The following is a 25264-nucleotide window of genomic DNA, read 5'->3' as shown; positions in this document are numbered from 1 at the left end:
CGCCCCGTTCTCCTGTTCGCGCCCCCATATGCGGCAGGCTGCTCGTTTTTCCGGCAAGGGGATCGGCGCAGCCGTGATCACACCGCCCGTCTGCCGGGCCGACGGCCGGCCGGCCGCGTCCATTTCATTCCGCGTGCAGGGTTCGTGCCGGTTCTGCCGGGAACTTACGTCAATCGACGTATAGGGTGTCCGGCCGGCTTGGCCGAAAGTCGGAGCGAGGACCAGACGGGGCAAGGGGCCTCGGCCTCCAGACAAAAACGGGGAACCACAGATGTCGCAGATCTTCGATCGGCGTCGCACGACGCTTGCCGCCGTTCTCGGCGCGCTTCTCGCCTCCACGATGGCCGGCTACGCCGCCGATGACACCATCAAGGTAGGCGTGCTGCATTCGCTGTCGGGCACCATGGCCATTTCCGAGACCACGCTGAAGGACACGGTGCTCTATCTCATCGACGAGCAGAACAAGAAGGGCGGCGTGCTCGGCAAGAAGCTCGAGGCGGTGGTGGTCGATCCGGCTTCCAACTGGCCGCTGTTCGCCGAAAAGGCGCGCGAGCTGATCTCGCAGGACAAGGTGTCGGTGGTGTTCGGCTGCTGGACGTCGGTCAGCCGCAAGTCGGTGCTGCCGGTGTTCAAGGAGCTCAACTCGATCCTGTTCTATCCCGTCCAGTACGAGGGCGAGGAATCGGAGCGCAACGTCTTCTACACCGGCGCCGCCCCCAACCAGCAGGCCATTCCCGCCGTCGACTATCTGATGAAGGAAGAAGGCGTGCAGCGCTGGGTGCTGGCCGGCACCGACTACGTCTACCCGCGCACCACCAACAAGATCCTCGAGGCCTATCTGAAGGCCAAGGGCGTCGCCGACGACGACATCATGATCAACTATACGCCGTTCGGCCATTCCGACTGGCAATCGATCGTCGCCGACATCAAGAAGTTCGGCTCGGCCGGCAAGAAGACCGCCGTCGTGTCGACCATCAATGGCGATGCCAACGTGCCCTTCTACAAGGAGCTCGGCAACCAGGGCATCAAGGCCGAGGATATTCCGGTGGTCGCCTTCTCGGTCGGCGAGGAGGAACTGGCCGGCATCGACACCAAGCCGCTGGTCGGCCATCTCGCCGCCTGGAACTACTTCCAGTCGGTCGACAGCGAGGCCAATGCCGCCTTCATCGACGGCTGGCACCAGTTCATCAAGAACGACAAGCGCACCACCAACGACCCCATGGAAGCCACCTACATCGGCTTCAACGCCTGGGTGAAGGCGGTGGAAGCGGCCGGCACCACCGACGTCGACCCGGTGATCGACACGCTGGTCGGCACCACCGTGCCGAACCTTTCCGGCGGCTACGCCACCATCATGCCGAACCATCACATCACCAAGCCGGTGCTGATCGGCGAGATCCAGGACGATGGCCAGTTCGATATCGTCTCGGAGACGGCGCCGGTGGTCGGCGACGAATGGTCGGACTACCTCGAAGGCTCCAAGGATCTGATCTCCGATTGGCGCAAGCCGCTTTCCTGCGGCAACTTCAACGTCGCCACGGGCAAGTGCGGCGGCAATTCCTGACCTCCGCGCACCCTCCGTCCGGGGCTGCCCCTGGCCCCGGACGGGCACTGACGGCCTTGAGCGCCAAGCTCAAGCGGACCGAAACGGACTTGCCATGCGTTTTTTACGTCTTCTCGCCATCGTGGCGGCGCTCGCCGCCGGCTTGCAGCCGGCCCTCGCCGGCCGCATCGCCGACGCCGACCTTTCGGCCCGCGTCGCCGCCCTTGGCGCCGGCGGCTTCGACGAGGTCGAGACGGCCATCACCGATCTGGCCGCGACCGGCGACGATCGTGTGCCGGCCATCCTCGATCGCCTCGGCGAGGGCGAGCTGATGGTGCGCAAGGCCGACGGCGCCGTGTTTTTCGCCGACAAGGCCGGCAAGGACTATCGCCTCACCGATCCGGTAACCGGCGCCGACGCCGGGCCGGCGCCCAAGGCGACGGTCGAGAAGATCAAGGTCAACAACCGCATCCGCCGCGCCATCGCTTCGGCGGTGGGCGCGTTGACGCTGATGAGCCCCGACCCGGCGGTACGCCGGGCGGCGGCGGAGGCGGTGATGAAGTCGGCGGACGCCGCCGCGCTTCCCGCCCTCGAGCAGGCGATCGCCGTCGAGACCGTCCCCGATATTCGCGCGGCCATGGTGGCGGCGCGGGCCACGGCGCTGCTCGCGTCCGATGCGCCGGAATCCGACAAGGTGGCGGCCATCGCCGCCATCGCCGATCTCGGCAGCCGCGACGCCCTCGGCTTCCTGTCCGGCTATACTTCCGCCGACGGCGCCGTGGGCGACGCCGCCCGCAAGGCCGCGGCGGCGATCGAAAGCCGGCTGATGCTGTGGGATATGGGCCAGAACCTCTGGTACGGCCTGTCGCTCGGCTCGGTGCTGCTGCTCGCCGCCATCGGCCTCGCCATCACCTTCGGCGTGATGGGCGTCATCAACATGGCGCACGGCGAGATGGTGATGCTGGGCGCCTATGCCACCTTCACCGTGCAGGAGGTGATCCGGACCTCCTGGCCGGGCCTGTTCGACTATTCGTTGCTGATCGCCCTGCCGGTTGCCTTCCTGACCGCGGCGCTCGCCGGCATCCTGATCGAACGGTCGGTCATCCGCTGGCTCTACGGCCGGCCGCTCGAAACGCTGCTCGCCACCTGGGGCGTGTCGCTGATCCTGCAGCAGGCGGTCCGCTCGCTCTATGGCGCCAACAATCGCGAGGTCGGCAATCCCTCGTGGATGTCGGGCTCCTTCTCCGTCGGCGACATCCAGGTTACCTGGACGCGCCTCTGGATCATCCTGTTCGCGCTCGCCGTATTCCTGGCGCTGATCGCCGTGCTGAAGCGCACCCGGCTCGGCCTCGAAATGCGCGCCGTGACTCAGAACCGCCAGATGGCCGCCGCCGTCGGCATCCGCACGCCGCTGGTCGACGCGCTGACCTTCGGCCTCGGCTCGGGCATCGCCGGCCTCGCCGGCGTGGCGCTCAGCCAGATCGACAACGTGTCGCCCAACCTCGGGCGCGGCTACATCATCGACAGCTTCATGGTGGTGGTGTTCGGCGGCGTCGGCAATCTCTGGGGCACGCTGGTCGGCGCGCTGACGCTCGGCGTCGCCAACAAGATGCTGGAGCCCTATGCCGGCGCCGTGCTCGGCAAGATCATCCTGCTGCTGGCCATCATCCTGTTCATCCAGAAGCGGCCGCGCGGCCTGTTCGCCCTGAAGGGCAGGGCGGTGGAAGCATGATCACCTCCTTCCTGATCGACAGCCTCGACCGGCGGGGGCGCATCGTGGTCGGCCTGCTGGTGGCGCTCGCCCTGCTGGTGCCGGCGGGCAACCTGCTGGTGCCGGAGGGAAGCGCGTTCCACGTCTCCACCTACCAGCTCACCCTCTTCGGCAAGTATCTCACCTACGCGCTGCTGGCGCTGTCGGTCGATCTCGTCTGGGGCTATTGCGGCATCCTGTCGCTCGGCCACGGTGCCTTCTTCGCGCTCGGCGGCTACGCCATGGGCATGTATCTGATGCGGCAGATCGGTGCGCGCGGCGTCTATGCCGATCCGGTGCTGCCCGACTTCATGGTGTTCCTCAACTGGAAGGAGCTGCCCTGGTTCTGGCACGGCTTCGACATGGCCTGGTACGCGTTGCTGATGGTCATCCTGGTGCCGGGCCTGCTTGCCTTGCTGTTCGGCTGGCTGTCGTTCCGCAGCCGGGTCACCGGCGTCTATCTCTCGATCATCACCCAGGCCCTCACCTACGCGCTGCTGCTCGCCTTCTTCCGCAACGACATGGGCTTCGGCGGCAACAACGGCCTCACCGACTTCAAGGACATTGTCGGCTTTCCGATCCAGGCGCCGGGCACCCGCGCCGCGCTGTTCGCCGCGTCGGCGCTGATGCTGGCGCTCGGCTTCGTCGTCGCCTCGGCGGTGGTCCGCTCCAAGCTCGGCAAGGTGCTGGTGGCTATCCGCGATGCCGAAAGCCGCACCCGGTTCATCGGTTACCGCGTCGAGCACTACAAGCTGTTCGTCTGGACGCTGTCGGCCGTGATGGCCGGCGTCGCCGGCGCGCTCTACGTGCCGCAGGTCGGCATCATCAATCCGTCCGAGTTCGATCCCGCCGCGTCCATCGAAGCGGTGATCTGGGTGGCGGTCGGCGGCCGGGGCACGCTGGTCGGTCCGCTGATCGGCGCCGTGGCCGTCAACTTCGGCAAGACCTGGTTCACCGGTGCGCTGCCGGAAGTCTGGCTCTATGCGCTCGGCGCCCTGTTCGTGGTGGTGACGCTGTTCCTGCCGCGCGGCATCGTCGGCCTGTGGGATCGGGTGGTCAGCCGGCGCACGAAGCCGGCGAAGGAAATGGATGGTTCCGGGCGACGGGCGGGAGAGGCGGCATGACCGACAAGGCGGAAGGCTCGCTCCTTTATCTCGACGACGTCTCGGTATCCTTCGACGGCTTCCGGGCGATCAACCGGCTGTCGCTGGTGCTGGAGCCGGGCGAAATGCGGGCGATCATCGGCCCCAACGGCGCCGGCAAGACGACGATGATGGACATCATCACCGGCAAGACGCGACCCGACACGGGCGACGTGCTGTTCGACGGCTCGGTCGATCTCACCCGCCTCGACGAGGCGGCGATCGCCAATCTCGGCATCGGCCGCAAGTTCCAGAAGCCGACGGTGTTCGAGAGCCACAGCGTCGAGGACAATATCGCGCTGGCGCTGAAGGGCCGGCGCGGCGCCTTCGCCACGCTGTTCCACCGCCGCTCGGCCGCCGAACAGGATCGCATCGACGCGCTGCTCGCCACCATCCGCCTCTCCGACAAGCGCGATCTGCTCGCCGCCCGGCTGTCGCACGGCCAGAAGCAGTGGCTGGAGATCGGCATGCTGCTCGCCCAGGAGCCGCGGCTTCTCCTGGTCGACGAGCCGGCCGCCGGCATGACCGACGCCGAAACGGCGGAAACGGCCATCCTGCTCAAGGATATCGCCAGGACGCAGTCGGTGGTGGTGGTCGAGCACGACATGACCTTCGTCCGCGCCCTCGACGTCAAGGTGACGGTGCTGCACGAGGGCTCGGTGCTGGCCGAGGGTTCGCTCGACGCCGTGTCGGCCAACCCGAAGGTGATCGAGGTCTATCTCGGGCGGTGAAGGAACGGAAACCCATGCTGAACGTCGAAGCCGTCGACCTCCACTATGGCGCCGCCCAGGCGCTGCGGAAGGTGTCGCTGTCCGCCACCGCCGGGCGCGTCACGGCGGTGCTCGGCCGCAACGGCGTCGGCAAGACCTCGCTGATGCGGGCGATCGCCGGCCTGCAGCCGATCTCCGGCGGGGCGATCCGCCTCGACGGCGATGATCTCGTCGGCCTTGCGCCTTACGAGCGGGTGCGGCGCGGCGTCGCCATCGTGCCGCAGGGCCGCGAGATCTTTCCCTTGCTGACGGTGGAAGAGAACCTTCTGACGGGGTTCGCCACGCTGAGGCGGGCCGACCGCTACGTGCCCGACATGGTCTATGATCTGTTTCCGGTGCTGAAGGACATGCTGCGCCGGCGCGGCGGCGATCTCTCCGGCGGCCAGCAGCAGCAGCTCGCCATCGGCCGGGCGCTGGTGACGCGGCCGCGCCTTCTCGTGCTCGACGAGCCGACCGAGGGCATCCAGCCGTCGATCATCAAGGATATCGGCCACGCCATCGCCTTCCTGCGCCGGCAGGGGAACATGGCCATCGTGCTGGTCGAGCAATATTTCGATTTCGCCAAGGATCTCGCCGACGATTTCGTGGTCATGGAGCGCGGCGAGGTGGTGATGTCGGGTGATCGCGACGGCATGGACGAAGAGGCGGTGCGCGGCAAAATAGCCGTCTGATCGGCCGTCAGCCAAATGCCGTCCGGTCCGGCTCGGATGGGCGGTCTTGAAAAACTGCCCGGCGCGTGCGATCTCCTGCAGGACATCCCGACGTAAGGGGAAGTCCGAGGGCGGTATGCGACTGACCAGCTATTCCAACTATTCGCTGCGCGTGCTCCTGGCCGCCGCCGCCCGTTCGCCGCGCCTCGTCACGATCCGCGAGGTGGCCGAGGCTTTCGACCTGCCGCAGTCGCATCTCGTCAAGTGCGTGCATCAGCTCGGCACCTGGGGCTATCTCGAGACGGTGCGCGGCAACCGGGGCGGCTTCCGTCTCAAGCGGCCGGCCGCGTCGGTGTCGATCGGCGAGGTGGTGCGTCGCACCGAGGATGGTCTTTCCGTGGTGGAATGCCTCGATCCGGAAACCAATACCTGCCCGCTGGTCGATCGCTGCCGGATGAGCCAGGTGCTGCGCCGGGCCACCGACGCCTTCCTCGAGGTGCTCGATCGGCTGACGCTCGCCGACGTTGCCGGCAACGAGGCCGAGTTCCGGGCGCTGCTCGACGGCGCGGCGCCGGCGCGCCGGGTTCCGGCCGCCGCTTGCGGCAGCGAACCGCTGGTCATCGGCGCCTGACCGTCTCCTTCGATTTTTCCTCTCCTTCTTACGCTCTCTCCGCCGCCTAAGCGGTGAGGGGCGCCTGCGGACGGGCGTGGTCAATGAGGATGTCGGCGACGGAGATCGCTGCCAGCTCGTCGCGCATCGCCCGGTAGGCCTCGGCACAGGCGCCGGCCAGCGGACAGTTCTGGCACGCCTTCGTATCGGAGCGGCCGCAGACGCGCATGTCGTCCTCCGGCTCGAACAGGTCGATCACCGACAGCACCGAAATCCTGGCGGCCGGCCGGCCGAGCCGATAGCCGCCGCCACGGCCGCGGCGGCCGACCAGCAGGCCAGCGCGGGCGAGCGCGTTGCAGGATCGGGTGACGCGCGCCTCGGGCATGCCGAGCCGGCTGGCCATTTCCGGCAGCGTCACCGCTTCGCCGTCGCCGCAGATCATCAGAATGCGAAGGGCGCCGTGGCTCACAGCATTGATTTTCATGGCGACCTTCCTCCAAAGGTATATTGACTGTATAGCTTTATATCGATAGTCCTGTCCATGTCGATTGCCGGGCGGGGAGCTGCCGGTGGTCCGCCGGTGCAGCCGGCCACGGGGGTTGCAAAGATGATGGTCGTCCATACCGTCGCTGTCGGTGGTCGTCGCCGGAAGCGCACGGCCGACGCCGCTTGTCCGTCCTCCGGATCGACGAGTTCCGCCTGCCGCCGGCCTGCCGGCGACGCGGCGAGCCCTTGAGGAAGAACGCGGCGGTCCGAACGCCACACGTGTTCGCGGACTGCCTTCGCTGAGAGGATGTCGGCCATCATGTTCGATCAGACATTCGTGGAATTGTCGCGCTGGCAATTCGCCGCCACGGCAATGTACCACTTCATCTTCGTGCCGCTGACGCTGGGGCTGGCCTGGCTACTGGTCATCATGGAAACCGTCTACGTGATGACCGGCAAGGAAATCTACCGGGACATGACGAAGTTCTGGGGCAAGCTGTTCGGCATCAACTTCGCCCTCGGCGTCACCACCGGCCTGACCATGGAGTTCCAGTTCGGAACCAACTGGTCCTATTATTCGCATTACGTCGGCGACATCTTCGGCGCACCGCTGGCCATCGAAGGCCTGATGGCCTTCTTCCTCGAATCGACCTTCGTCGGCCTGTTCTTCCTCGGCTGGGACAAGCTCAGCCGGCGCCAGCACCTTGCCGTCACCTTCCTGACGGCGCTCGGCTCCAACCTGTCGGCCCTGTGGATCTTGGTCGCCAACGGCTGGATGCAGAACCCGGTCGGCTCGCTGTTCTCGCCCGAGACGATGCGCATGGAAATGCACTCCTTTTCGGAGGTGCTGTTCAATCCGGTCGCCCAAGTGAAGTTCGTCCACACGGTCGCCGCCGGCTACACCACCGCCTCGATGTTCGTGCTCGGCATTTCCTCCTGGTACCTGCTCAAGGGGCGCGACATCGCGTTCGCCAAGCGGTCGTTTGCCGTCGCCGCCGGGTTCGGCCTCGCGTCCTGCCTGTCGGTGATCGTGCTCGGCGACGAGAGCGGCTACGAGCTCGGCGACGTGCAGAAGGTCAAGCTCGCCGCCATCGAGGGCGAGTGGGACACCGCTCCGGCCCCGGCCGCCTTCAACCTGATCGGCTTCCCCTCGCAGGAGGAGAAGGTTACCCGCGGGGCGATCGAAATTCCCTACGCGCTCGGCCTGATCGCCACGCGTTCGCTGGATGAGCCGGTACGCGGCCTCAACCAGCTCCGCGAGGAGCATCTCGCCCGCATCCGGTCGGGGCAGGAGGGCTACGCGGCGATGATGAAGATCCGCGGGGGCGACACCACGCCGGAGACGCGCGCCGTCTTTGACGCCCACGCCAAGGATATCGGCTTCGGCCTTCTGCTGAAGCAGTTCGTCGAGGATCCGGCCACCGCCAGCGAGGAGCAGATCCAGGCCGCCGCCGACGGCACGATCCCCAAGGTCTGGCCGCTGTTCTGGGCCTTCCGCTTCATGGTCGGCTTCGGCTTCGTCATGCTGATCATCTTCGCCTCGGCCTTCTACGTCAGCGCCCGGCGCAGCCACGAGAAGAACCGCTGGTTGCTCAAGGCGGCGCTGTGGGCGATTCCGCTGCCCTGGCTCGCCTGCGAGCTCGGCTGGTTCGTCGCCGAATTCGGCCGTCAGCCCTGGGCGATCGGCGAGGTGCTGCCGACCTTCCTCGGTACGTCGAGCCTCACCACCACCGATCTGATCTTCTCGCTGACCGGCTTCCTGGTGCTCTACACCGGCCTGCTGGTGGTCGAGGCCTACCTGATGTTCAAGTTCGCCCGCCTCGGCCCGAGCTCGCTCGGCACCGGCCGCTATCATTTCGAGACCCAGACGCCGGCATCGGCCCGCGTCGCGGCGGCAGAATGAGGAGACCGCCATGTTCGACTATGAAACGCTGAAGTTCATCTGGTGGATCCTCGTCGGCGCGCTGCTGATCGGCTTCGCCATCACCGACGGCATGGACATGGGCGTCGGGTCGCTTCTGCCCTTCGTCGCCAAGACCGACGCCGAGCGGCGCATCGCCATCAACACCATCGGCCCGCACTGGGACGGCAATCAGGTGTGGCTGATCACCGCCGGTGGCGCCCTGTTCGCCGCCTGGCCGATGGTCTACGCCGCCGCCTTTTCCGGCTTCTACATGGCGATGCTCCTGGTGCTGTTCGCGCTGTTCTTCCGGCCGGTCGGCTTCGACTACCGTTCGAAGCTCGACAATCCGAAGTGGCGCTCGACCTGGGACTGGGCACTGTTCGCCGGCGGGGCCATTCCGGCGCTGATCTTCGGCGTCGCCTTCGGCAATCTCCTGCAGGGCGTGCCCTTCCGCCTCGACGAGATCCTGCGTGCCCACTACCAGGGCTCGTTCATCTTCGCCCTGCTGCCGCTGCTCAACCCCTTCGCGCTGCTGGCCGGCCTCATTTCGCTGGGCATGCTGGTCGCGCACGGGGCCGTCTGGCTGCAGCTTCGTGCCTCCGGTGAGGTGGCGGCGCGGTCGCAGGCGCTGGTGATCCGGCTGGCACCGGTGGTCGCCGCGCTGTTCGCAATCGCCGGCGTCTGGGTTTGGCTCGGCATCGACGGCTATCGCATCGTGTCGCAGCCGCCGCTCGATGCCCTGCCCAACCCGCTCGGCAAGCAGGTGGTGGTGGCGCCGGGCGCCTGGTTCGACATCTACGCGACGATGCCGATCACCATCCTGGCGCCGGTGGTCGGCCTCGTCGGACCGCTCCTCACCGCGCTTCTCGCCAAGGCCGACCGGCCCGGCCTCGCCTTCGTGACGTCGGCGCTCGGCATCGCCGGCATCATCGGCACCGCCGGCCTCTCGATGTTCCCCTTCGTGATGCCGTCGAGCCTCGACCCCAACGCCAGCCTGACCATGTGGGACGCCACGTCCAGCCACCTGACGCTCAACGTCATGTTCTGGGCCGTGATCATCTTCCTGCCGGTCGTGCTCGCCTACACCCTCTGGTGCTACTGGCGGATGTGGGGCCGCGTCACGGCGGACGACATCGGCGCCCGCTCGCATTCGGCCTACTGACGGAGGAGAACGGACAATGTGGTATTTTGCCTGGATCCTTGGCGTCACGGCCGCGGCGGCGATCGGCGTCATCAACGTCATGTGGTTCGAATTCCAGGACGGTCTCGACATCGACGCGTCCGAATAACCGATCCGGCGCGGCGGCCTCCGCCGCGTCTTTCAAGGCCGGCACGGTCGTCCCGCCCACCGTGCCGGCCGTCCTGTTTTCAATCGCGCCCAAGTGAAGGCGACCGCCCTTGCGGTTCCGGTCGGCGCGTGGCACTCCGGCTTGCCACATCTCATCACCGGCCCATTCGCGCATGAGCAAACCCGAGACCCTTCTCGAAGATCTTTCGGCCGGTGTGCGAAGGGAGACGGCGCTGCTTCTCGCCGCCGCCGTCGCCGAGGGCCTGCTCGGAGTGGCCGCTGCCTTCGTCACCGCCCGCATCATCGACGCCGCGGTCTTTCAGGGCGCTGACCTTGCCGCCGTCCTCTCCTGGCTGATGCAGCTTGTCGGCATCGCCGTCCTCAGGGCGGTGATCGGCTATGCCGGCGCTCAGGTCGGCTTCGAGGCGGCGGCGCGGGCGCGGCAGGGATTGTTCGCTCGTCTTCTCGATCAGGTCGCCGCCCTCGGGCCGGTGCGGCTGGCCGGTACCGCCACCGGCGATCTCGCCACGACGCTGACCGACGCCGTCGCCGGCATCGAGCCCTATTGGCGGCAGTGGCTGCCGGCGACGGCCGCCGTCGCCGTGCTGCCCGTCGCCATCCTGCTTGTCGTGCTGCCGGTCGACTGGCGCTCGGCGGCGATCTTCGCCGTGACCCTGCCGCTTCTGCCGATGTTCATGGTGCTGGCCGGCCGCTCGGCCGAACGGGCCAACCAGCGGCAATGGGCCTCGATGGCGCGGCTCGGCGGACATCTCCTGGACGCCGTGGCCGGTCTCGCCGACCTGGTGCTGCTCGGCGCGGCGAAGCGCGAGGTGAAGCTGGTGGCCCGAACCGCCGACGAATACCGGCGCGAGACCATGAAGGTGCTGCGCCTCGCCTTCCTGTCGGCGCTGGTGCTGGAATTCTTCGCCACCGTTTCCATCGCCGTGACGGCGGTCTTGGTGGGGTTCCGGCTGCTGTGGGGTGAGATCGCCTTTGTCGACGGCCTCACCGTGCTGCTGCTCGCCCCGCTGTTCTACGCGCCGCTCAGGATGCTCGGCACCGAGCGGCACGCCCGCATGGAAGCGGTGGCCGCCGCCGAGCGGCTTGTCGACTTCCTGGCCCGGCCGGTGCCTCGCCGCACCGGCGGCGAGCCGTTCGGCGCCGGTGCGGCGGTATCGGTCCGCTTCGACAACGTGTCGGCCGGCTATGGCGACGGCCGCCTTGCCCTCGATGGCGTCAGCTTCGACATCGGCGCCGGCGAGCAGGTAGCGATCGTCGGCGAGAGCGGCGCCGGCAAGTCGACCATCCTGTCGCTGATCGGCGGCTTCCTGGAGCCGTCGGCCGGCACCATCCTGATCGACGGCCGGCCGCTCGCCTCCCTCGACCTCGACGATATCAGGCGCCACATCGCCTTCCTGCCGCAGCGCGCCTTCCTGTTCGACGCCACCATCGCCGAGAACATCGCAATGGGCCGGCCCGGCGATATCTCGGCGGCGCTCAGGGCCGCCCGCGCCGATGAGTTCGTCGCCCGGCTGCCCGACGGCGTGGAAAGCCGCATCGGCGAGGGCGGCGCCGGCCTTTCCGGCGGCGAGGCGCAGCGGCTGATGCTGGCCCGCGCGCTCTTCTCCCCAGCGCCGCTCGTGCTGATGGACGAACCCACCGCCCATCTCGACGCCGCCACCGAGGCGGCGGTGGGAGAGGCGATCGCCGCGCTTTCGGCTGGCCGCACGCGCCTTACCATCGCCCATCGTCTGCGCACGGTGGAGGCCGCCGACCGGGTGCTGGTCCTCGCCGGCGGTCGACTGGCGGAGGAAGGGACGCCGGCCGAGCTCAAGGCGCGCGGCGGCGCGTTCGCCGCCATGTCGGCGACGCTGGACGGCGGAGGCGCGGCGTGAAAGATCTGCTCCGTCTCCTCGGCCTCTATCGCCGGCATGTCGGCTGGATCCTGCTGTCGATGCTGGTGTCGCTGGTGGCGACGCTCGCCAATGTCGGGCTGATGGCGATATCCGGCTGGTTCATCACCGCCATGGCGGCGGCCGGCCTTACCGGCATTGCCATGAACTACTTCACGCCGGCGGCGATCATCCGGACGCTGGCCATCCTGCGCACCGGCGGCCGCTACATCGACCGGGTGGTCGGCCACGAGGCGACGTTGCGCCTTCTTGCCGACACGCGCGCCCACCTGTTCGCCAGGATGGTGCCGCTCGCCCCGGCCGCCCTCGACGACCTCCGCTCGGGCGATCTGCTCGCTCGTCTCAAGGCCGACATCGACCGGCTGGAGCTGACTTTCCTGCGGCTTCTGTCGCCGCTGATCGTCGCTCTGCTGACGCTCGCCGCCGTCGGGCTGCTGCTCTTCCTTTACGATGGGCTGTTGTCGGCCGGAGTCCTCGCGGTGCTCGCCGGCTGCGGTCTCCTGGCGCCGGCGCTCGCCGCCGTCGCGGCGGCCGGTCCCGGGCGTGCGCTGACGGCGCGCTCGGCCGATCTCCGCCGGCTGGTCGTCGACGATCTCTCCGGCCTCATGCCGCTCATCGCCGTCGGCGCGTTCGCCGGTCATCGCGACAGGCTGGTCGGGGCGATGGCCTCGCTCGTCCAAGCCGAGCGCCGGCTGGCCCGCCGGGCGGCGTTCGGGCAGGCGCTCGGCCGCCTCTCCGGCGATCTGGCGCTGATCGTGGCGCTGGCCGTCGGCGTGCCGCTCGTCGCGGCCAGTCGCATGGAGGGGCCGGACCTCGCCATGGCGGCGCTTCTGTCGCTGTCGGCGGCCGAGGTCTTCATGGGCCTGCCGGCGGCTTTTCTCGGCGTCTCGTCGACGCTCGCATCGGCGCGGCGGCTGTTCGCCATCCTCGATCGCAAGCCGCCGGTCATCGAGCCGGCGAATCCCCGGCCATTGCCTGAAGGCCGCGATCTTCGCCTCGATGGCGTGACGCTGCATTATCCCGGCGGCCTCCGGCCGGCCCTCGATGGCGTCAGCCTCGATATCCCCTTCGGCAGCCGCGTGGCGCTGGTCGGCAAAAGCGGCGCCGGCAAGTCGTCGGTCGCCGCCCTGCTCGCCCGGCTGCGCGATCCGGATCTGGGAGAAATCCGGCTCGGCGGCGTACCGCTCGCCGACCTCGCGCTTGCCGACGTCCGCCGGACAGTCGGCGTGGTGCCGCAGAGGCCGCATCTCTTCACATTGACGCTCGAGGAAAATCTCCGCCTCGGCCGCCCCTCGGCGACGGCCGAGGAGCTCGCCGCCGCCATCGAGGCGGCCGGTCTTGCCGATTTCGTCGCCCGCTTGCCGCAGGGGCTCGCGACGCCGGTCGGCGTCGCCGGCGCCACGCTGTCGGGCGGCGAGGCGCGTCGCGTCGCCATCGCTCGCGCGTTGCTGCCCGATCCGGACATCCTCGTCCTCGACGAGCCGGGCGAGGGGCTCGATCCGGAAACCGAGGCTGCCGTCCTCGAGCGAGTGCTCGACCGGATGGCCGGCCGGACGGTGATTCTGATCACGCATGCCCGCGCGGCGCTTCACCGCATGGATCGCGTGGTGAAGCTCGACGAAGGCCGGATCGCCGCAAATCGCGCGGCTTCCGAAGTATAAATTTCGCAAACGCTATAGGCGTTTGCCTATTCTCGGCCTCAAACGCCGGCGGGCCTCCGGCCCTTAGGCTTTCCGCTCCGCTTGTACATTTCGAGGCGATTCTTGCCTCGAAATGCCGCTTCGCGCGGCGCCGCTTGGCGCCGAAAGCCGCCAAGGCGGCTTCAACCAATTTCCTTCTAACGTGCAGGCTCCAGCTTGTGCGGCCATCGCCGTCATGCTAAGGGGCGGCGAACCTTTTCGGAGAGTTGCATGCTCCTCGGCCACGATCAGCGACGACGACGCGACGCCCGCGCTTTTGAGCGCGCCTTCGCGTCTTCCTGCGCCTGATCAGCCGCTCCCCGGGGTCTGCGGATCGATGGCGCCGCACCCCGCTTTCCCACGGTTCGACATGACCGCCATCGATCTCTCGCTTGCCCGCTCCATCGACAGCTTTGCGCTCGAGGACGTCGCCTTCCGCCCGGAAATGGCCGGCGACGCCGCCGCCATCGACGCCATCCACGACGTGACTTTCGGCCCCGGCCGCTACAGCCGCACTGCCTTTCGCCTGCGGGAAGGCCATGCGCCCGATGGCCCGACCAGCCTCGTCGCCGCCTACCGGGAGAACATCATCGGTTCGGTGCGGCTCACCGCCATCGCGGCGGGCGAAACGCCGGCGCTGCTGCTCGGCCCGCTCGCCGTATTGCCGGCGCTCAAGAACCTCGGCGTCGGCAAGGCGCTGATGCGGCTCTCCATGGAAGCGGCGCGTCAACGGCACCACCGGCTGGTCGTGCTGGTCGGAGACCTGCCCTATTACTGGCCGTTCGGCTTCCGCGTCGTGCCGGCCGGCCGGCTGCAACTGCCGGGGCCGGTCGATCCGGCTCGCCTGCTGTGGGCCGAACTCACGCCGGGCGCGTCCGACGGCGTCGCCGGCCCGGTGAGGGCGGTGCGCCCCAACGTCTAGATCGTCGTGCGTCCTAACGGACGCAAAGTGACGATCTAGTTTTTCGTTGTCGCATCGGATTTTCCGAAAACCGGAGTCCACTTTTCGGTCCGATGCTCTAGGTGTTTAGTCCCGGCATTTGATGGATTGGATCGAAGATGAAACGATCCGGCTCTGAAGTCCATCGTTTGCAGATGAACTCGTAGGGCGTGAGGCCCTTAAGCGTCTTGAGCCTGCGGCCGAAGTTGTAGGCGTCGATGAAGTCCTGGAGGTGCCGTCGCAACTGGTTGTGATCGTCGTAATGGAAGCGCTTGACGGTAGCGTCCTTGATGGTGCGGTTCATCCGCTCGACCTGTCCGTTCGTCCAGGGATGATTGATCTTCGTGAGCCTGTGCTCGATGCCGTTCTCGTCGCAGACGCGATCGAAGATGTGGTGGAAGGCGTATTTGTGACGGGCGTGGTTGGTGAACTGGATGCCGTTGTCGGTCAGTACCGTATGGATGGTGTAGGGAACCGCTGCGATGAGGTTGCGCAGGAACTGGGCTGCGACCATCTTGCCGGCCTCTTGATGAAGTTCGGCATAGGCAAACTTGGATGTCCGGTCGATCCCGACGAACAGGCGCAGTTTGCCTTCTGCCGTCTGCACCTCGGCGATGTCGATGTGGAAGAAGCCGATTGGATAGGCCTTGAACTTCTTCTTCGGCTCCTTGTCGCCTTCGACATCGGGGAGCCTACTGATCCCCTGACGGTGCAAGCAGCGATGCAATGACGAGCGCGTCAGGTGTGGGATCGTCGGCTGAAGCGCATAGAGGCAATCATCGAGCGGCAGCAGGGTGTGCTTGCGAAAGGCGACGATGATCGCCTCCTCATCCAGCGACAGCACTGACGAATGCGGGTCTTGCGGCCCGGTTGGAAGGTCGGCGATAGAGGTCCGCTTCTTCCACTTGGCGACCGTCTTCTGGTTGATGCCGTAGCGCTTGGCCAGAGCCCTCAGGCTCTCTTGACTACTTTGTATCGCTCGACGGATCGCCTCTGTCGTTGTGGCGCTCCCGTGTAGAACTTGGCCCATAGCGCATCCCTCCATTCCTGCGAGAACATTGCACCATCAAAACACGGGATCAAACACCTAGGGCTTATCGGCTCTCCCGCCACCAAAGGCCGCCGACCGCCAGCAGCAGCAGGGCCGCGGCGAGCAGCCCGAGGTAGACCGGTACGGTCTCGATACCCGCCACCTCGTAGGCCTCCGACGCCTTGAAGCCGATCCAGCCGTCGCCCGCGTAGGTGCCGGCGGCCGACCGGCGCATGGCCACCGTGGGCACGGCGAGCGATCCGCCGGCCTCCGCCCTGAGCCGGATCGCCGCGCCGCCGGTCGCCTCGGCGATCGGCCTTGCCGGTTCGGTGGTCGAGACGAGGGCGCGGAATTCGCGTGGATTGGCGGGGCCGACATGGGCGAGAGCGGTCAGCGTGCCGTCGGTCGCCTTGTAGAGCCCGGGCAGCGGCGCCGGCAGGCTGGCGCCGAAGCGGCCGGGGCCGAGCGGAGCGAGGTCGGCGATCCGCTGCTCGGAGCCGTCGGGGAAGGTGACGGTCACCGGCGCGGCCGTCTCCTTCAGCGTGCGCCGTTCGACGGCGAGCCGGCCGCCCTCACCGGAAAGGCGGAGCGCTTCCTCCTCGAGCTCCGGCTCGCTCATCAGCCAGTGGGCGATGTTGCGCAACAGCTCGGCGTGCGGGCCGCCGCCCTCGAAGCCGCGCGCCCACAGCCACACCTCATCGCTGAGCAGCATGGCGACGCGGCCCTTGCCCTCGCGCGACAGCACCAAGAGCGGCTTGCCGTCCGGCCCGGACATCAGGGTGTCGCCGCGGTTCTCGCGGGTCTCGACGAGGCGGAACCAGCGCGACCAGCGGGGCGGGTCGACGTCGCCGCCCGGCAGGCCCGCCGTCACGGGATGACGGGCGCCGAGGGCGGTGACGGCCGGCCGGAACGGCGTCTCGACGATATTGCCGTCGGGAATGGCCGGCAGCAGGGGGGCGAGCGGGCTGTCGTAGACGCTGTCGGCATTGAGCGGATCGGGGCCGACGGCCATCAGCAGCGCGCCGCCGTCGGCGACGTAGCGGGCGATGTTGTCGAAGTAGAGAAGCGGCAGCACGCCGCGCTTCTCGTAGCGGTCGAAGATGATCAGGTCGAAGTCGTCGATCTTCTCGTCGAACAGCTCGCGGGTGGGGAAGGCGATCAGCGACAATTCGTCGATCGGCGTGCCGTCCTGCTTTTCCGGCGGCCGCAGGATGGTGAAGTGGACGAGGTCGACCGAGGCGTCGGACTTCAGGAGATTGCGCCATGTCCGCTCGCCGGCGTGCGGCTCGCCGGAGACCAGCAGCACCCGCAGCGCCTGCCGCACGCCGTCGACGACGGCGACCTCGGTGTTGTTGAGCGGCGAGATCTCGCCGGCGAGCGGCGGTGCCTCGACCTCGACGATGTTGTTGCCGGCGTGCGGTATGGCGATGTCGACGGAGCGTTCCTCGCCCGGCGCCATGGTCACCGTCGCCACCGTCTCGCCGTCGCGGCGGACGACCACCGGCACGGCTCCGCCATCGGGCGACCGGCCGTCGTCGACGAGGCGGAAGCTGAGGCGCTGCGTCGAGCGGACGAGCGCGAACTTCGGGCTGGCGGTCAGCTCGATGCGGCGGTCGTATTCGCCGGGATCGCCGGTGACCAGCACGTGCACCGGCGCCGAGAAGCCGAGGCCGGCGACGTCTTTCGGCGCATCGTGGATCCGGCCGTCGGTGACGATGGCGACGCCGCCGATCCGGTCGGCCGGCACGTCGGACAGGGCGCGGGCGACGTCGGCGAAGAGGCGCGTGCCGTCGGCGTTGTCGGTGGCGGCAGCCGGCACCTCGCGCAGCTCGACGCCGGGCAGGTGGGAGAGCCTGTCCTTGAGCGTCGCGTAGGCGGCGTCGGTGTCGGCCGGCCGGCCGGCCAGCGACTGCGAGGCGCTGCGGTCGGCGACCAGCGCCACCACGGACGGCAGCGCCTTGCGGTCCTCGGCGACGAGTTGGGGTCTCGCGGCGCCGAGGAGGAGAAGGGCGAGCGCCAGGGCCCGGAGGAGCACGCCGGGCCGGCGACGGAAGGCCATCAGGGCGAGAACGACGAGCGCCAGGATGCCGCCGCCGACGAGGACGGAGACGGGCAGAAGCGGCGCGAAGGCGATCGACCAGATCATGACGGCCTCATTCCCCCAGCCGTTCGAGGAGGGCGGGCACGTGCACCTGGTCGGCCTTGTAGCTGCCGGTCAGGACGTACATGACGATATTGAGGCCGGCACGGAAGGCGAGCTCGCGCTGGCGGGGCGAGCCGGGCACCAGCGGGTTCAGGAAGGCGCCGGCCTCGTCGGCCGCCCAGGCGCCGGCCATGTCGTTGCCGGTGATCAGAAGCGGGGAGACGCCGTCGGCGGCCCGCACCGGCCGCACCTCGCCGGCATCGTCGCCGCTGTCGTCGTCGGGCGCCTCGACCCACAAGGGCGAGCCTTCGGTTCGGCCGACGAAGGTGCCGAGCAGGTAGAAGGACTTGGTCAGCACGTGATCGGACGGCACCGGCTCGAGCGGTGGTACGTCGATGGTGGCCAGCATGTCGCGCAGGCGCGCCGTGTTGGGCGAGGCGGCCGAGAAGTCGGCGTCGTCGCGGCTGTCGAACAGCACGGTGCCGCCGTCCTTCATGAAGGCCTCGACGCGAGCCATGGCGGCGGTCGACGGCATCGGCGCCGACGCGTCGATGGGCCAGTAGATCAGCGGGAAGACCGACAGCTCGTCGCGTTCCGGATCGACCGCCATCGGCTCGCCCGGCTCCAGCGACGAATGGCTGGCGATGAATCGGGACAGCGTCGAAAGGCCGGCGCGGCTGGTTTCGTCGAGATCAGCGATGCCGGTCTCGACATAGGCGAGCCGGGTGGCGGACAGCGCCTCCAGGAGGCGCGCGTCGTCGGCGGCGCGGGCGACGGGCGGCGTCAGGAGAAGGGCAAGACCGACCATGACGGCGGCCGCGGCGGCCCGCCGCCTTTTGAACCCGCCGGCCAGCGCGGTGACGGCGAGGCCATCGGCGATGAGCAGCAGGAAGGCGAGGCCGAAGCCGAAGGGCGACAGGTCGATCGCCGCCTCGGTGACGAGCCCGGCACGGCGGACGCCGTCCGGCAGGCCGGAGAGATCGGGCGGCGCATAGACCATGTCCGGCCGCAGCGGATTGAGGGCGCGGAAGCCGTCGTCGCTGCCGTAGAGGCCGGGAGGGGTGGAGCGCGAGGGGGTGATCGTCGCGATATCCGCCTCGCGGATGCCGGTGACGCCCGCCGCCGGCGCAGCCGGGCGGCCGTAGCCGTCGAGCAGGGAGAGCGGCGGCAGCACGGCGTTGCCGCCGACGTCGCGCGCACCGGCGCCGGCCGAGCCGAGGGCGACGGTTCGGCGCAGCATCTCCACGAACGCGCCGGAGATCGGCAGGTTGGACCAGCGCGTATCGGCGGTGACGTGGAACAGCACCAGCCAGCCGGCGCCGACGCGGGCGGCGGTGACCAGCGGCGTGCCGTCGGACAGGCTGGCCCACGTCCGGTCGGCTAGGTCGACGCCGGGCTCGGCCAGCACCTGCCGGTTCACCGTCACGTCGCCGGGAACCGCGAGGCCGGCATAGGGGCCGTTGTCGGAGAAGCTGCCGAGCGCCTGGGGCCGGCTCCAGGAGAGCGAGCCGCCGAGGGCGCGGTCGCCGCGCCGGAGCGGGCTTGGCACTTCGGTCTCGTCCGAGGCGGCAAGCCGCGGCCCGGCGAAGCGGACGAGCACGCCGCCCCTCTCCATGAAGGCGCGGGCGAGCGCCGCCTCGCCCTGACCGAGGCGGCCGACGTCGGAGACCAGGATGGCGGCCGGCCGCGCCTCGATCGCCGCCTTGAACGCGTCCGAGAGAGCGCCCTGACCGGAAACGGTCACTTCGGCGAAGGGAGCGAGCGCTTTTTCGAGGAAGTATTCGGGCGCGATCAGCGGCCGCGCCGCTTCGCTGCCCGTCGCGGTGACGATGGCGACCGACCGGCGGCGCCAGCGGTCGTCGAGCAGGTGAACGCCCAGCGCCGAGTTGCCGTTCGCCACCTCGGCGCGGGCGATGTCGTTGCGGATCTCGAGCGGCAGCTCGAAGCGGACGTCGGCCTGGTCGTCGCCGGCCGCCAGGGCAAAGGGCCGCTCGTCGAGGAGCCGTCCCTTGCGATCGAGCAGGCGGAGGCCGCCGTCCGCCGCTGCGCCGGCCGCCGCCCGGCGCAGATGGACGGTGACGGCGGCGCCGTCCTGTTCGACGCCATCGATCGCCACGGGCGCCGGCCGGCCGGAGACGGCCAGCGTCATTGGTGCCGTTCCGGCAAGCCGGGCGAGGCCGGAGAGGAAATCATGGGCCGTGCCGTTGTCGCCCGGTTCGGGCAGGACGATCACCTCGCCCGGCGGGGTCTCCCCGGCCAGGCGGGTGAGGGCGGGCAGGAGCGGCGCGCGGTCAGGCAGGACGGCGCGCGGGGCGAGCGCGTTGACGCGGCGGACCGCCTCGGCGGCCGTCGTCTGCGCGCCGATGCCGTCCGGTCCGTCGGCGGTGGCGACCAGCAGCACCGGCCGGCCGGCGTCGCCGGTTTCGGCGAGAATGGCGGCGGCGGTGGCGCGGCGCTCCGGCCAGTCGGGAGCGGCGCTGGCGCCGTTGTCGACGACGAGCCACAGCGGGCCTTCGCCACGGACGATGCGCTCGGTCGGCTGAAGGATCGGCCCGGCGACCGCCAGCACGATCAGGCCGGCGACAAGAAGGCGCAGGGCGATCAGCCACCAGGGCGTGCGGACCGGCGTCTCCTCGTCGCGCTTGGGGCGGACGATCAGGGCAAGCGGTGGAAAGAGGCGCGTCACCGGACGCGGCGGCGTCGCCTTCAGAAGCCACCAGATGGCCGGCAGCGCCAGAAGGCCGAGGAGCGCCAGCGGCGCGGCGAAGGAAAGGCCGCTCATGCTCCGCCTCCTTCCGGCGCCGACAACCGGCTGCAAAGGGCAATCAGCGTTTCGGTCGCCGGCCGGTCGGTGCGGGCGAGCGTATGGCTCCAGCCGGGGCGGCAGGCCGAAACGAGGCGCGCCCGGTGGCCGGCCCGGCTGGCGAGATAGGTGTCGCGCCAGGCCTCGGCGCGGCCGGCGGTGAGGCGGGCGCCGTTCTCGGGATCGACGAAGTCGACGCGGCCCGCAAAGGGAAAGGTCTCCTCGACGGGATCGGCGATCTCGACGAGATGAACGCGGCTTTCGAGCGCGGCGAGGTCGGCAAACAGCAAATCGCGCTCCGCCTGCGGTCCGAGGAAGTCGGAGACGAACACGGCGTCGTCGCGGCGGCGCATGGCCACCGGCGCCCGGCGCGCCTCGACGGCGCCGAGCCGGACGAGCTTCATGGCGATCACCTCGGCGCCGTCGCGCCGGGTGGTCGGCTCGGCGTTGCCGACGAGACCGACCCGCTCGCCGGCGCGCGCCAGCAGCTCGGCCAGCGCCAGGGCGAGCGTCAGCGCCATATTTCGTTTGCTGGTGATGGCGAGTTCGGAACGGAAATCCATCGACGCCGAGAGATCGACCCACAGCCAGACGGTATGCGCATTCTCGCGCTCGCGCTCGCGCACATAGAGCGTCTCGTCGCGGGCCGATCGTCGCCAGTCGATGCCGCGCATGGATTCGCCGGACAGAAAAGGGCGGAATTGCCAGAAGTCCTCGCCGGGGCCGGCCCGGCGGCGGCCATGCCAGCCGGCGGCGACGGTGCTCGCCACCCGCCGCGCCTCGACGAGGAGGTCGGGCAGGGCGGTGGCGAGGCCACGCGCTGCGGCGACGCCTTCCGGCGTCAGGGCATCGTGCCCCGCCATGGCTTAGATCACCTTTTCGAGGACGAGGCCGATCACCTCGGCAACGGCGCGACGCCGGGCGCGCGCCTCGAAAGTCAGCGCCATGCGGTGCTTCAGCACCGGCACGGCCAGGGCGGCGACGTCGTCGAGCGACGGCGCGTAGCGGCCGGTCATCAGCGCACGGGCGCGCACGGCCAGCATCAGCGACTGGGCGGCGCGCGGCCCCGGTCCCCAGGCGATGTCGCGGGCGGCGTCCGGCACGAGATCGGCGCCGGGACGGGCGCCGCGCACCAGATCGAGAATGGCCTCGACGACGCGGTCGCCGACCGGCATGCGGCGGACGAGCGCTTGCAGGTCCTGAAGCTCGCCGTCGGCGAGCAGCCGCTCGGCCGTCGCCTCTTCGTGGCCGGTGGTTTCGATCAGGATGCGGCGCTCGGTGTCGCGGTCGGGATAGTCGAGGTCGATTTCGAGCAGGAAGCGGTCGAGCTGGGCTTCGGGCAGCGGATAGGTGCCTTCCTGCTCGAGCGGGTTCTGCGTCGCCAGGACATGGAAGGGCGCCGGAAGATCGTAGCGGACGCCGGCGACGGTGACGTGATGCTCCTGCATGGCCTGCAGCAGCGCCGACTGGGTGCGCGGGGAGGCGCGGTTGATCTCGTCGGCCATGACCAACTGGGCGAATACCGGGCCGCGGATGAAGCGGAAGGAGCGGCTGCCGTCGACCGCCTGGTCGAGCACTTCCGAGCCGAGGATGTCGGACGGCATCAGGTCGGGCGTGAACTGGATGCGCCGCTCGCTGAGGCCGAGCACGATGGCGAGCGTCTCGACCAGCTTGGTCTTGGCGAGGCCCGGCACGCCGACGATCAGGCCGTGGCCGCCGGAGAGCAGCGTCACCAGCGCCGCTTCGACGGCCGCTTCCTGTCCGAAGATGACGCGGGCGATGGCGGCGCGCACGGCCGAAAGCCGCGCGAAGGCGGCGTCCGCCTCGGCAACGGCATCGTTGGCCGTCTTGATGTCTGCGTCCATCGCGGGCTGCTCCTTTTTCATTCCTCAGTCGCCGGCGGGCCTCCGGCCTTTGGCTTTCGCTTCGCGGGCGCCGCTTGGCGCCGGAAGCCGCTGGATGCGGCTTCTTGTTTCATGCCTCAGTCGCCGGCGGGCCTCCGGCCCTTGGCTTTCGCTTCGCGGGCGCCACTTGGCGCCGGAAGCCGCTTTCGCGGCTTCTTGTCTCTTTCTCGGTCGCCGGCGGTGGGACCAGAACCCGCATCACGGCTTCTTGTTTCCGCTTCCGGCCGCCGGCGGGCTTGTGTCCATCGGGTGAGTTTGACATCTCCCGCCGCGCGGCGCATCACCTTTCGGCAATGACGCCGGATCTGGTTTCAACCCATGAGGCAAGCAAAATCAAGGCAGGCAGCCGGGAGGCGGGCGTGATCCCGGAGGAAGTCGGGCCGGCCGAAATTCTCGCCAGGGCAGACCGCATGCGGCCTTTGGCGACAGCCAGCGCGCTGCGCGCTTCCGCCGAGGGACGAATCGCGGCCAGCTTGAACGCTTCCACCGTGCCGCTGCGCGATGCCGCCGTGTTGATCGGTCTTGTCGGCCGGCGTCGGTCGAGCGGCCTCGACCTGATCATGATTCGCCGCACCGACGGCCTGCGGGTCCACTCCGGCGAGGTGGCGCTGCCCGGCGGCAAGATCGAGCCGGAAGACGCCTCGCCGGTCGAGGCCGCGTTGCGCGAAGCGGAGGAAGAGGTCGGCCTCAGCTGTTCCGTCGTGGAGCCGGTCGGCCTGCTCGCGCCATATCCGACGCCGTCGGGCTTTCGCGTCTTCCCGGTGATCGGGCTGATCGACGGCACCCCGGCGCTGATGCCCAACCCCGGCGAGGTGGCGGAGGTCTTCTCGGTTCCGCTCGACTTTGTGCTGGACCCGGGGAATCATCGCGAGGAATTCGTCGAAGGCGCGAGTGGGCGCCGCCATTATTTTTCCCTCCAATACGGCCAGCACCGCATCTGGGGCGTCACCGGCAACATCCTGCGGCGCTTCTACGAGGAGGTGTTCCGATGAGTGCGCCCGCCTCGATCGCTGGCGCTTCCTTCCTCGCCGATCCGGCCTTTCGGCGGGTGATCGCGGCGATCGAGCAGGGCGGCGATCGGGCGCGCGTGGTTGGCGGGGCGGTGCGCAACACGCTGATGGGCGTGCCGGTCGATGACGTCGACATCGCAACGACGGCGCCGCCGGACGTGGTGGCCGCCAGAGCGGCGGCCGCGAAGCTCAAGGCGGTGCCGACCGGTATCGCGCACGGCACGGTGACGGTCGTCTCCTCCGGGCGGCCGTTCGAGGTGACGACGCTCAGGGCCGACCTCGAGACCGACGGCCGCCACGCCGTCGTCGCTTTCACCCGCGACTGGGCCGGCGATGCCCGGCGGCGCGACTTTACCATGAACGCCATCTACGCCGATGCCGATGGCGCTCTGCATGATCCGGTCGGCGGCATCGCCGACGCTCTCGCCGGCCACGTCCGCTTCATCGGCGATGCCGTCGCACGGATCGAGGAGGACTATCTCCGCATCCTGCGCTTCTTCCGCTTCCATGCCCGCTACGGCCGTAGTGCGCTCGACGCCGTGGGCCTCGCCGCGGCCGTGGCGTTGCAGGAGGGGCTCGACCGGCTGTCGCGCGAACGCATCGGTGCCGAAATGCGCAAGCTGGTGACCGCTGCCGGCGCGGTGCCCGCCCTCGCCGTGATGGACGAGGCCGGGATTGTCGCCCGCATCCTGCCGGGCGGCGGCGCCGTGAAGCGGCTCTCCGACGCGATCGATCTGGCGGCGCGGCACGAGCGGACATTCGGCCTCGAGGCGCGTCTGGCGGCGCTTGCCGTCGATCGCATCAGGCTTGGCGAAGCGCTGCGTCTGTCCGGGCGGGAAAGCAAGCTGATCGAGGCGATCGCCCATTGGGCGGGCGAAATCGCTGCAGGGATGGACGAGGCGACCGTCCGCCTCGCCGTGGTTCGCGGCGGCAACGACGTCGCTTTTGCGGCATTGCTTCTCGCCGCGGCGGACAAGGGCGAGGAACCTGCGGCGGATCTCGTCCGCCTGGCTTGCGAGTTCAGGCCGCCCCGATCGCCCATAACGGCCGCCCGGCTCATGTCGGAAGGCTACGTTCCGGGGCCGGCCCTGGGGGCCGAGTTGCGCCGCCGCGAGGCCGCCTGGATCGCCGCCGGCTGTCCTGCCGAGCCGTTTGACGGCGATTGAGCCGCCTTCTTTGGACTGCCGATCGGCGAATAGAAATTTTCCGATATTTTTTTCGGCTCAAGCTGCTGACATGACGGTTTTTTGACCGTTTGGAAAACAAGTAACAGATTGATATTTAAATGTTTTTATTGAAGCGGATGGTTCTTCTCCCCTCCGGACTTGTCGGTGTTGACAAGGGCGATACGCCCCCCTATAAGCACGTCCAACGACGGCGGCGCTGCGGCGACGTGGTGCCGGCGGTGTTCTGTTGTCGGGTCCTGGCTGTGAGCTGGAGTTCTGGCGGTGGGCTTTGAGGGACTGGTTTTCCTCTGTTCTTTGACAAGTGAATAGGAAGAAAGAGAAACGTGGCCGGCGTTTAGGGCTTGTCGGTACGTTGCCTGGTCCTTCGGGATTGGGGGATGTGCCAGGAAGAGCTAAGGCCGGAGTGCACGTTTCTTGATAAGGTTTCCGTTTTGGCTTTGTCCGGAAGGGTGGGGCTAAGGTGGAAAGACCTCGTCGAGTGAACTTGTGATTTCGGGAATGGACTCTTTGAAC

General features: G+C 68.8%; 20 protein-coding genes. 14 read left to right on the top strand and 6 right to left on the bottom strand.

Annotated elements, in window-relative coordinates; all coding sequences use genetic code 11:
* The first annotated feature begins 271 nt into the window (after positions 1-271).
* From urtA to CJ014_RS25245, 6 genes are all read left to right on the top strand, one after another.
* Complete coding sequence (gene urtA, locus CJ014_RS25270; protein ID WP_100083283.1) at positions 272-1564, top strand: urea ABC transporter substrate-binding protein; 1293 nt, start codon at positions 272-274, stop codon at positions 1562-1564.
* A 94-nt stretch (positions 1565-1658) separates the two neighbouring features.
* Complete coding sequence (gene urtB, locus CJ014_RS25265) at positions 1659-3275, top strand: urea ABC transporter permease subunit UrtB (RefSeq protein ID WP_100083282.1); 1617 nt, start codon at positions 1659-1661, stop codon at positions 3273-3275.
* Positions 3272-4417, top strand: coding sequence for an urea ABC transporter permease subunit UrtC (gene urtC, locus CJ014_RS25260; RefSeq protein WP_100083281.1), 1146 nt, complete (start codon positions 3272-3274; stop codon positions 4415-4417). Before urtB ends, urtC begins: the two co-directional genes overlap by 4 nt.
* Positions 4414-5166, top strand: coding sequence for an urea ABC transporter ATP-binding protein UrtD (urtD, locus tag CJ014_RS25255; protein WP_100083280.1), 753 nt, complete (start codon positions 4414-4416; stop codon positions 5164-5166). The genes urtC and urtD overlap by 4 nt, the downstream gene beginning before the upstream one ends.
* Before the next feature lie 14 nt (positions 5167-5180).
* Positions 5181-5876, top strand: a complete 696-nt coding sequence (gene urtE, locus CJ014_RS25250) for an urea ABC transporter ATP-binding subunit UrtE (protein ID WP_100083279.1) — start codon at positions 5181-5183, stop codon at positions 5874-5876.
* Between the two features lie 115 nt (positions 5877-5991).
* On the top strand, positions 5992-6486 hold the full coding sequence (locus CJ014_RS25245; RefSeq protein ID WP_100083278.1) for an RrF2 family transcriptional regulator: 495 nt from the start codon (positions 5992-5994) through the stop codon (positions 6484-6486).
* A gap of 46 nt (positions 6487-6532) precedes the next feature.
* Here the strand turns inward: CJ014_RS25245 and CJ014_RS25240 are convergent, their stop codons facing one another.
* Positions 6533-6949 carry an Rrf2 family transcriptional regulator gene (locus CJ014_RS25240; RefSeq protein WP_165790995.1) on the bottom strand — a complete coding sequence of 139 codons (417 nt, stop codon included), beginning with the start codon at positions 6947-6949 and terminating at the stop codon, positions 6533-6535.
* 321 nt (positions 6950-7270) lie between these two features.
* Between CJ014_RS25240 and CJ014_RS25235 the strand changes: the two genes are divergently transcribed.
* The 6 genes from CJ014_RS25235 to CJ014_RS25210 all read left to right on the top strand — a co-directional run bounded on the left by CJ014_RS25235 (position 7271) and on the right by CJ014_RS25210 (position 14656).
* Positions 7271-8854 carry a cytochrome ubiquinol oxidase subunit I gene (locus CJ014_RS25235; RefSeq protein ID WP_100083292.1) on the top strand — a complete coding sequence of 528 codons (1584 nt, stop codon included), beginning with the start codon at positions 7271-7273 and terminating at the stop codon, positions 8852-8854.
* A gap of 10 nt (positions 8855-8864) precedes the next feature.
* The gene (gene cydB, locus CJ014_RS25230) at positions 8865-10016 is read left to right on the top strand and encodes a cytochrome d ubiquinol oxidase subunit II (RefSeq protein ID WP_100083276.1); all 1152 of its coding nucleotides are present in this window, start codon (positions 8865-8867) and stop codon (positions 10014-10016) included.
* 16 nt (positions 10017-10032) lie between these two features.
* Positions 10033-10143: a cytochrome bd-I oxidase subunit CydX gene (gene cydX / locus CJ014_RS25225; protein WP_100083275.1), complete on the top strand. Its 111-nt coding sequence runs from the start codon at positions 10033-10035 to the stop codon at positions 10141-10143.
* Between the two features lie 172 nt (positions 10144-10315).
* On the top strand, positions 10316-12037 hold the full coding sequence (gene cydD / locus CJ014_RS25220; RefSeq protein ID WP_100083274.1) for a thiol reductant ABC exporter subunit CydD: 1722 nt from the start codon (positions 10316-10318) through the stop codon (positions 12035-12037).
* The gene (cydC, locus tag CJ014_RS25215; protein WP_100083273.1) at positions 12034-13716 is read left to right on the top strand and encodes a thiol reductant ABC exporter subunit CydC; all 1683 of its coding nucleotides are present in this window, start codon (positions 12034-12036) and stop codon (positions 13714-13716) included. Before cydD ends, cydC begins: the two co-directional genes overlap by 4 nt.
* A gap of 355 nt (positions 13717-14071) precedes the next feature.
* Positions 14072-14656 carry a GNAT family N-acetyltransferase gene (locus CJ014_RS25210; protein ID WP_245427647.1) on the top strand — a complete coding sequence of 195 codons (585 nt, stop codon included), beginning with the start codon at positions 14072-14074 and terminating at the stop codon, positions 14654-14656.
* A gap of 97 nt (positions 14657-14753) precedes the next feature.
* Here CJ014_RS25210 and CJ014_RS25205 read toward each other — a convergent pair whose 3' ends face one another.
* The 5 genes from CJ014_RS25205 to CJ014_RS25185 all read right to left on the bottom strand — a co-directional run bounded on the left by CJ014_RS25205 (position 14754) and on the right by CJ014_RS25185 (position 22515).
* Positions 14754-15704, bottom strand: coding sequence for an IS481 family transposase (locus CJ014_RS25205; RefSeq protein WP_100083271.1), 951 nt, complete (start codon positions 15702-15704; stop codon positions 14754-14756).
* A gap of 64 nt (positions 15705-15768) precedes the next feature.
* Positions 15769-17850, bottom strand: a complete 2082-nt coding sequence (locus tag CJ014_RS25200; RefSeq protein WP_100083270.1) for a hypothetical protein — start codon at positions 17848-17850, stop codon at positions 15769-15771.
* 7 nt (positions 17851-17857) lie between these two features.
* On the bottom strand, positions 17858-20629 hold the full coding sequence (locus CJ014_RS25195; protein ID WP_100083269.1) for a DUF4159 domain-containing protein: 2772 nt from the start codon (positions 20627-20629) through the stop codon (positions 17858-17860).
* Positions 20626-21513, bottom strand: coding sequence for a DUF58 domain-containing protein (locus CJ014_RS25190; protein WP_100083268.1), 888 nt, complete (start codon positions 21511-21513; stop codon positions 20626-20628). The genes CJ014_RS25195 and CJ014_RS25190 overlap by 4 nt, the downstream gene beginning before the upstream one ends.
* 3 nt (positions 21514-21516) lie before the next feature.
* Positions 21517-22515 (bottom strand): AAA family ATPase, encoded by a 999-nt coding sequence (locus CJ014_RS25185; RefSeq protein WP_100083291.1) that lies wholly within the window; start codon positions 22513-22515, stop codon positions 21517-21519.
* A 104-nt stretch (positions 22516-22619) separates the two neighbouring features.
* On the opposite strand from CJ014_RS25185, the gene CJ014_RS25180 reads away from it, so the two are divergent.
* Together CJ014_RS25180 and CJ014_RS25175 are read left to right on the top strand one after the other, a co-directional pair.
* On the top strand, positions 22620-23546 hold the full coding sequence (locus tag CJ014_RS25180) for an NUDIX hydrolase (RefSeq protein WP_133121948.1): 927 nt from the start codon (positions 22620-22622) through the stop codon (positions 23544-23546).
* Positions 23543-24730: a CCA tRNA nucleotidyltransferase gene (locus CJ014_RS25175; RefSeq protein WP_100083266.1), complete on the top strand. Its 1188-nt coding sequence runs from the start codon at positions 23543-23545 to the stop codon at positions 24728-24730. Before CJ014_RS25180 ends, CJ014_RS25175 begins: the two co-directional genes overlap by 4 nt.
* The last annotated feature ends 534 nt before the right edge of the window (positions 24731-25264 follow it).

This window comes from Pleomorphomonas carboxyditropha (assembly GCF_002770725.1).
In the GTDB taxonomy this organism is placed as follows: Bacteria; Pseudomonadota; Alphaproteobacteria; order Rhizobiales; family Pleomorphomonadaceae; genus Pleomorphomonas; species Pleomorphomonas carboxyditropha.
Note: the sequence above shows the minus strand (reverse complement) of the source record. Positions and strands in the feature narration are given on the sequence as shown.

What these genes read in the sequence shown, in the direction of transcription:
- CJ014_RS25200 (WP_100083270.1), bottom strand. Translation starts at nt 17,850, where the DNA reads ATGATCTGGTCGATCGCCTTCGCGCCGCTTCTGCCCGTCTCCGTCCTC.
- cydD (WP_100083274.1), top strand. Translation starts at nt 10,316, where the DNA reads ATGAGCAAACCCGAGACCCTTCTCGAAGATCTTTCGGCCGGTGTGCGA.
- urtE (WP_100083279.1), top strand. Translation starts at nt 5,181, where the DNA reads ATGCTGAACGTCGAAGCCGTCGACCTCCACTATGGCGCCGCCCAGGCG.
- cydB (WP_100083276.1), top strand. Translation starts at nt 8,865, where the DNA reads ATGTTCGACTATGAAACGCTGAAGTTCATCTGGTGGATCCTCGTCGGC.
- CJ014_RS25205 (WP_100083271.1), bottom strand. Translation starts at nt 15,704, where the DNA reads ATGGGCCAAGTTCTACACGGGAGCGCCACAACGACAGAGGCGATCCGT.
- cydX (WP_100083275.1), top strand. Translation starts at nt 10,033, where the DNA reads ATGTGGTATTTTGCCTGGATCCTTGGCGTCACGGCCGCGGCGGCGATC.
- CJ014_RS25190 (WP_100083268.1), bottom strand. Translation starts at nt 21,513, where the DNA reads ATGGCGGGGCACGATGCCCTGACGCCGGAAGGCGTCGCCGCAGCGCGT.
- CJ014_RS25245 (WP_100083278.1), top strand. Translation starts at nt 5,992, where the DNA reads ATGCGACTGACCAGCTATTCCAACTATTCGCTGCGCGTGCTCCTGGCC.
- CJ014_RS25210 (WP_245427647.1), top strand. Translation starts at nt 14,072, where the DNA reads ATGGCGCCGCACCCCGCTTTCCCACGGTTCGACATGACCGCCATCGAT.
- urtA (WP_100083283.1), top strand. Translation starts at nt 272, where the DNA reads ATGTCGCAGATCTTCGATCGGCGTCGCACGACGCTTGCCGCCGTTCTC.
- urtB (WP_100083282.1), top strand. Translation starts at nt 1,659, where the DNA reads ATGCGTTTTTTACGTCTTCTCGCCATCGTGGCGGCGCTCGCCGCCGGC.
- urtD (WP_100083280.1), top strand. Translation starts at nt 4,414, where the DNA reads ATGACCGACAAGGCGGAAGGCTCGCTCCTTTATCTCGACGACGTCTCG.
- CJ014_RS25185 (WP_100083291.1), bottom strand. Translation starts at nt 22,515, where the DNA reads ATGGACGCAGACATCAAGACGGCCAACGATGCCGTTGCCGAGGCGGAC.
- CJ014_RS25240 (WP_165790995.1), bottom strand. Translation starts at nt 6,949, where the DNA reads ATGAAAATCAATGCTGTGAGCCACGGCGCCCTTCGCATTCTGATGATC.
- CJ014_RS25175 (WP_100083266.1), top strand. Translation starts at nt 23,543, where the DNA reads ATGAGTGCGCCCGCCTCGATCGCTGGCGCTTCCTTCCTCGCCGATCCG.
- CJ014_RS25195 (WP_100083269.1), bottom strand. Translation starts at nt 20,629, where the DNA reads ATGAGCGGCCTTTCCTTCGCCGCGCCGCTGGCGCTCCTCGGCCTTCTG.
- CJ014_RS25235 (WP_100083292.1), top strand. Translation starts at nt 7,271, where the DNA reads ATGTTCGATCAGACATTCGTGGAATTGTCGCGCTGGCAATTCGCCGCC.
- urtC (WP_100083281.1), top strand. Translation starts at nt 3,272, where the DNA reads ATGATCACCTCCTTCCTGATCGACAGCCTCGACCGGCGGGGGCGCATC.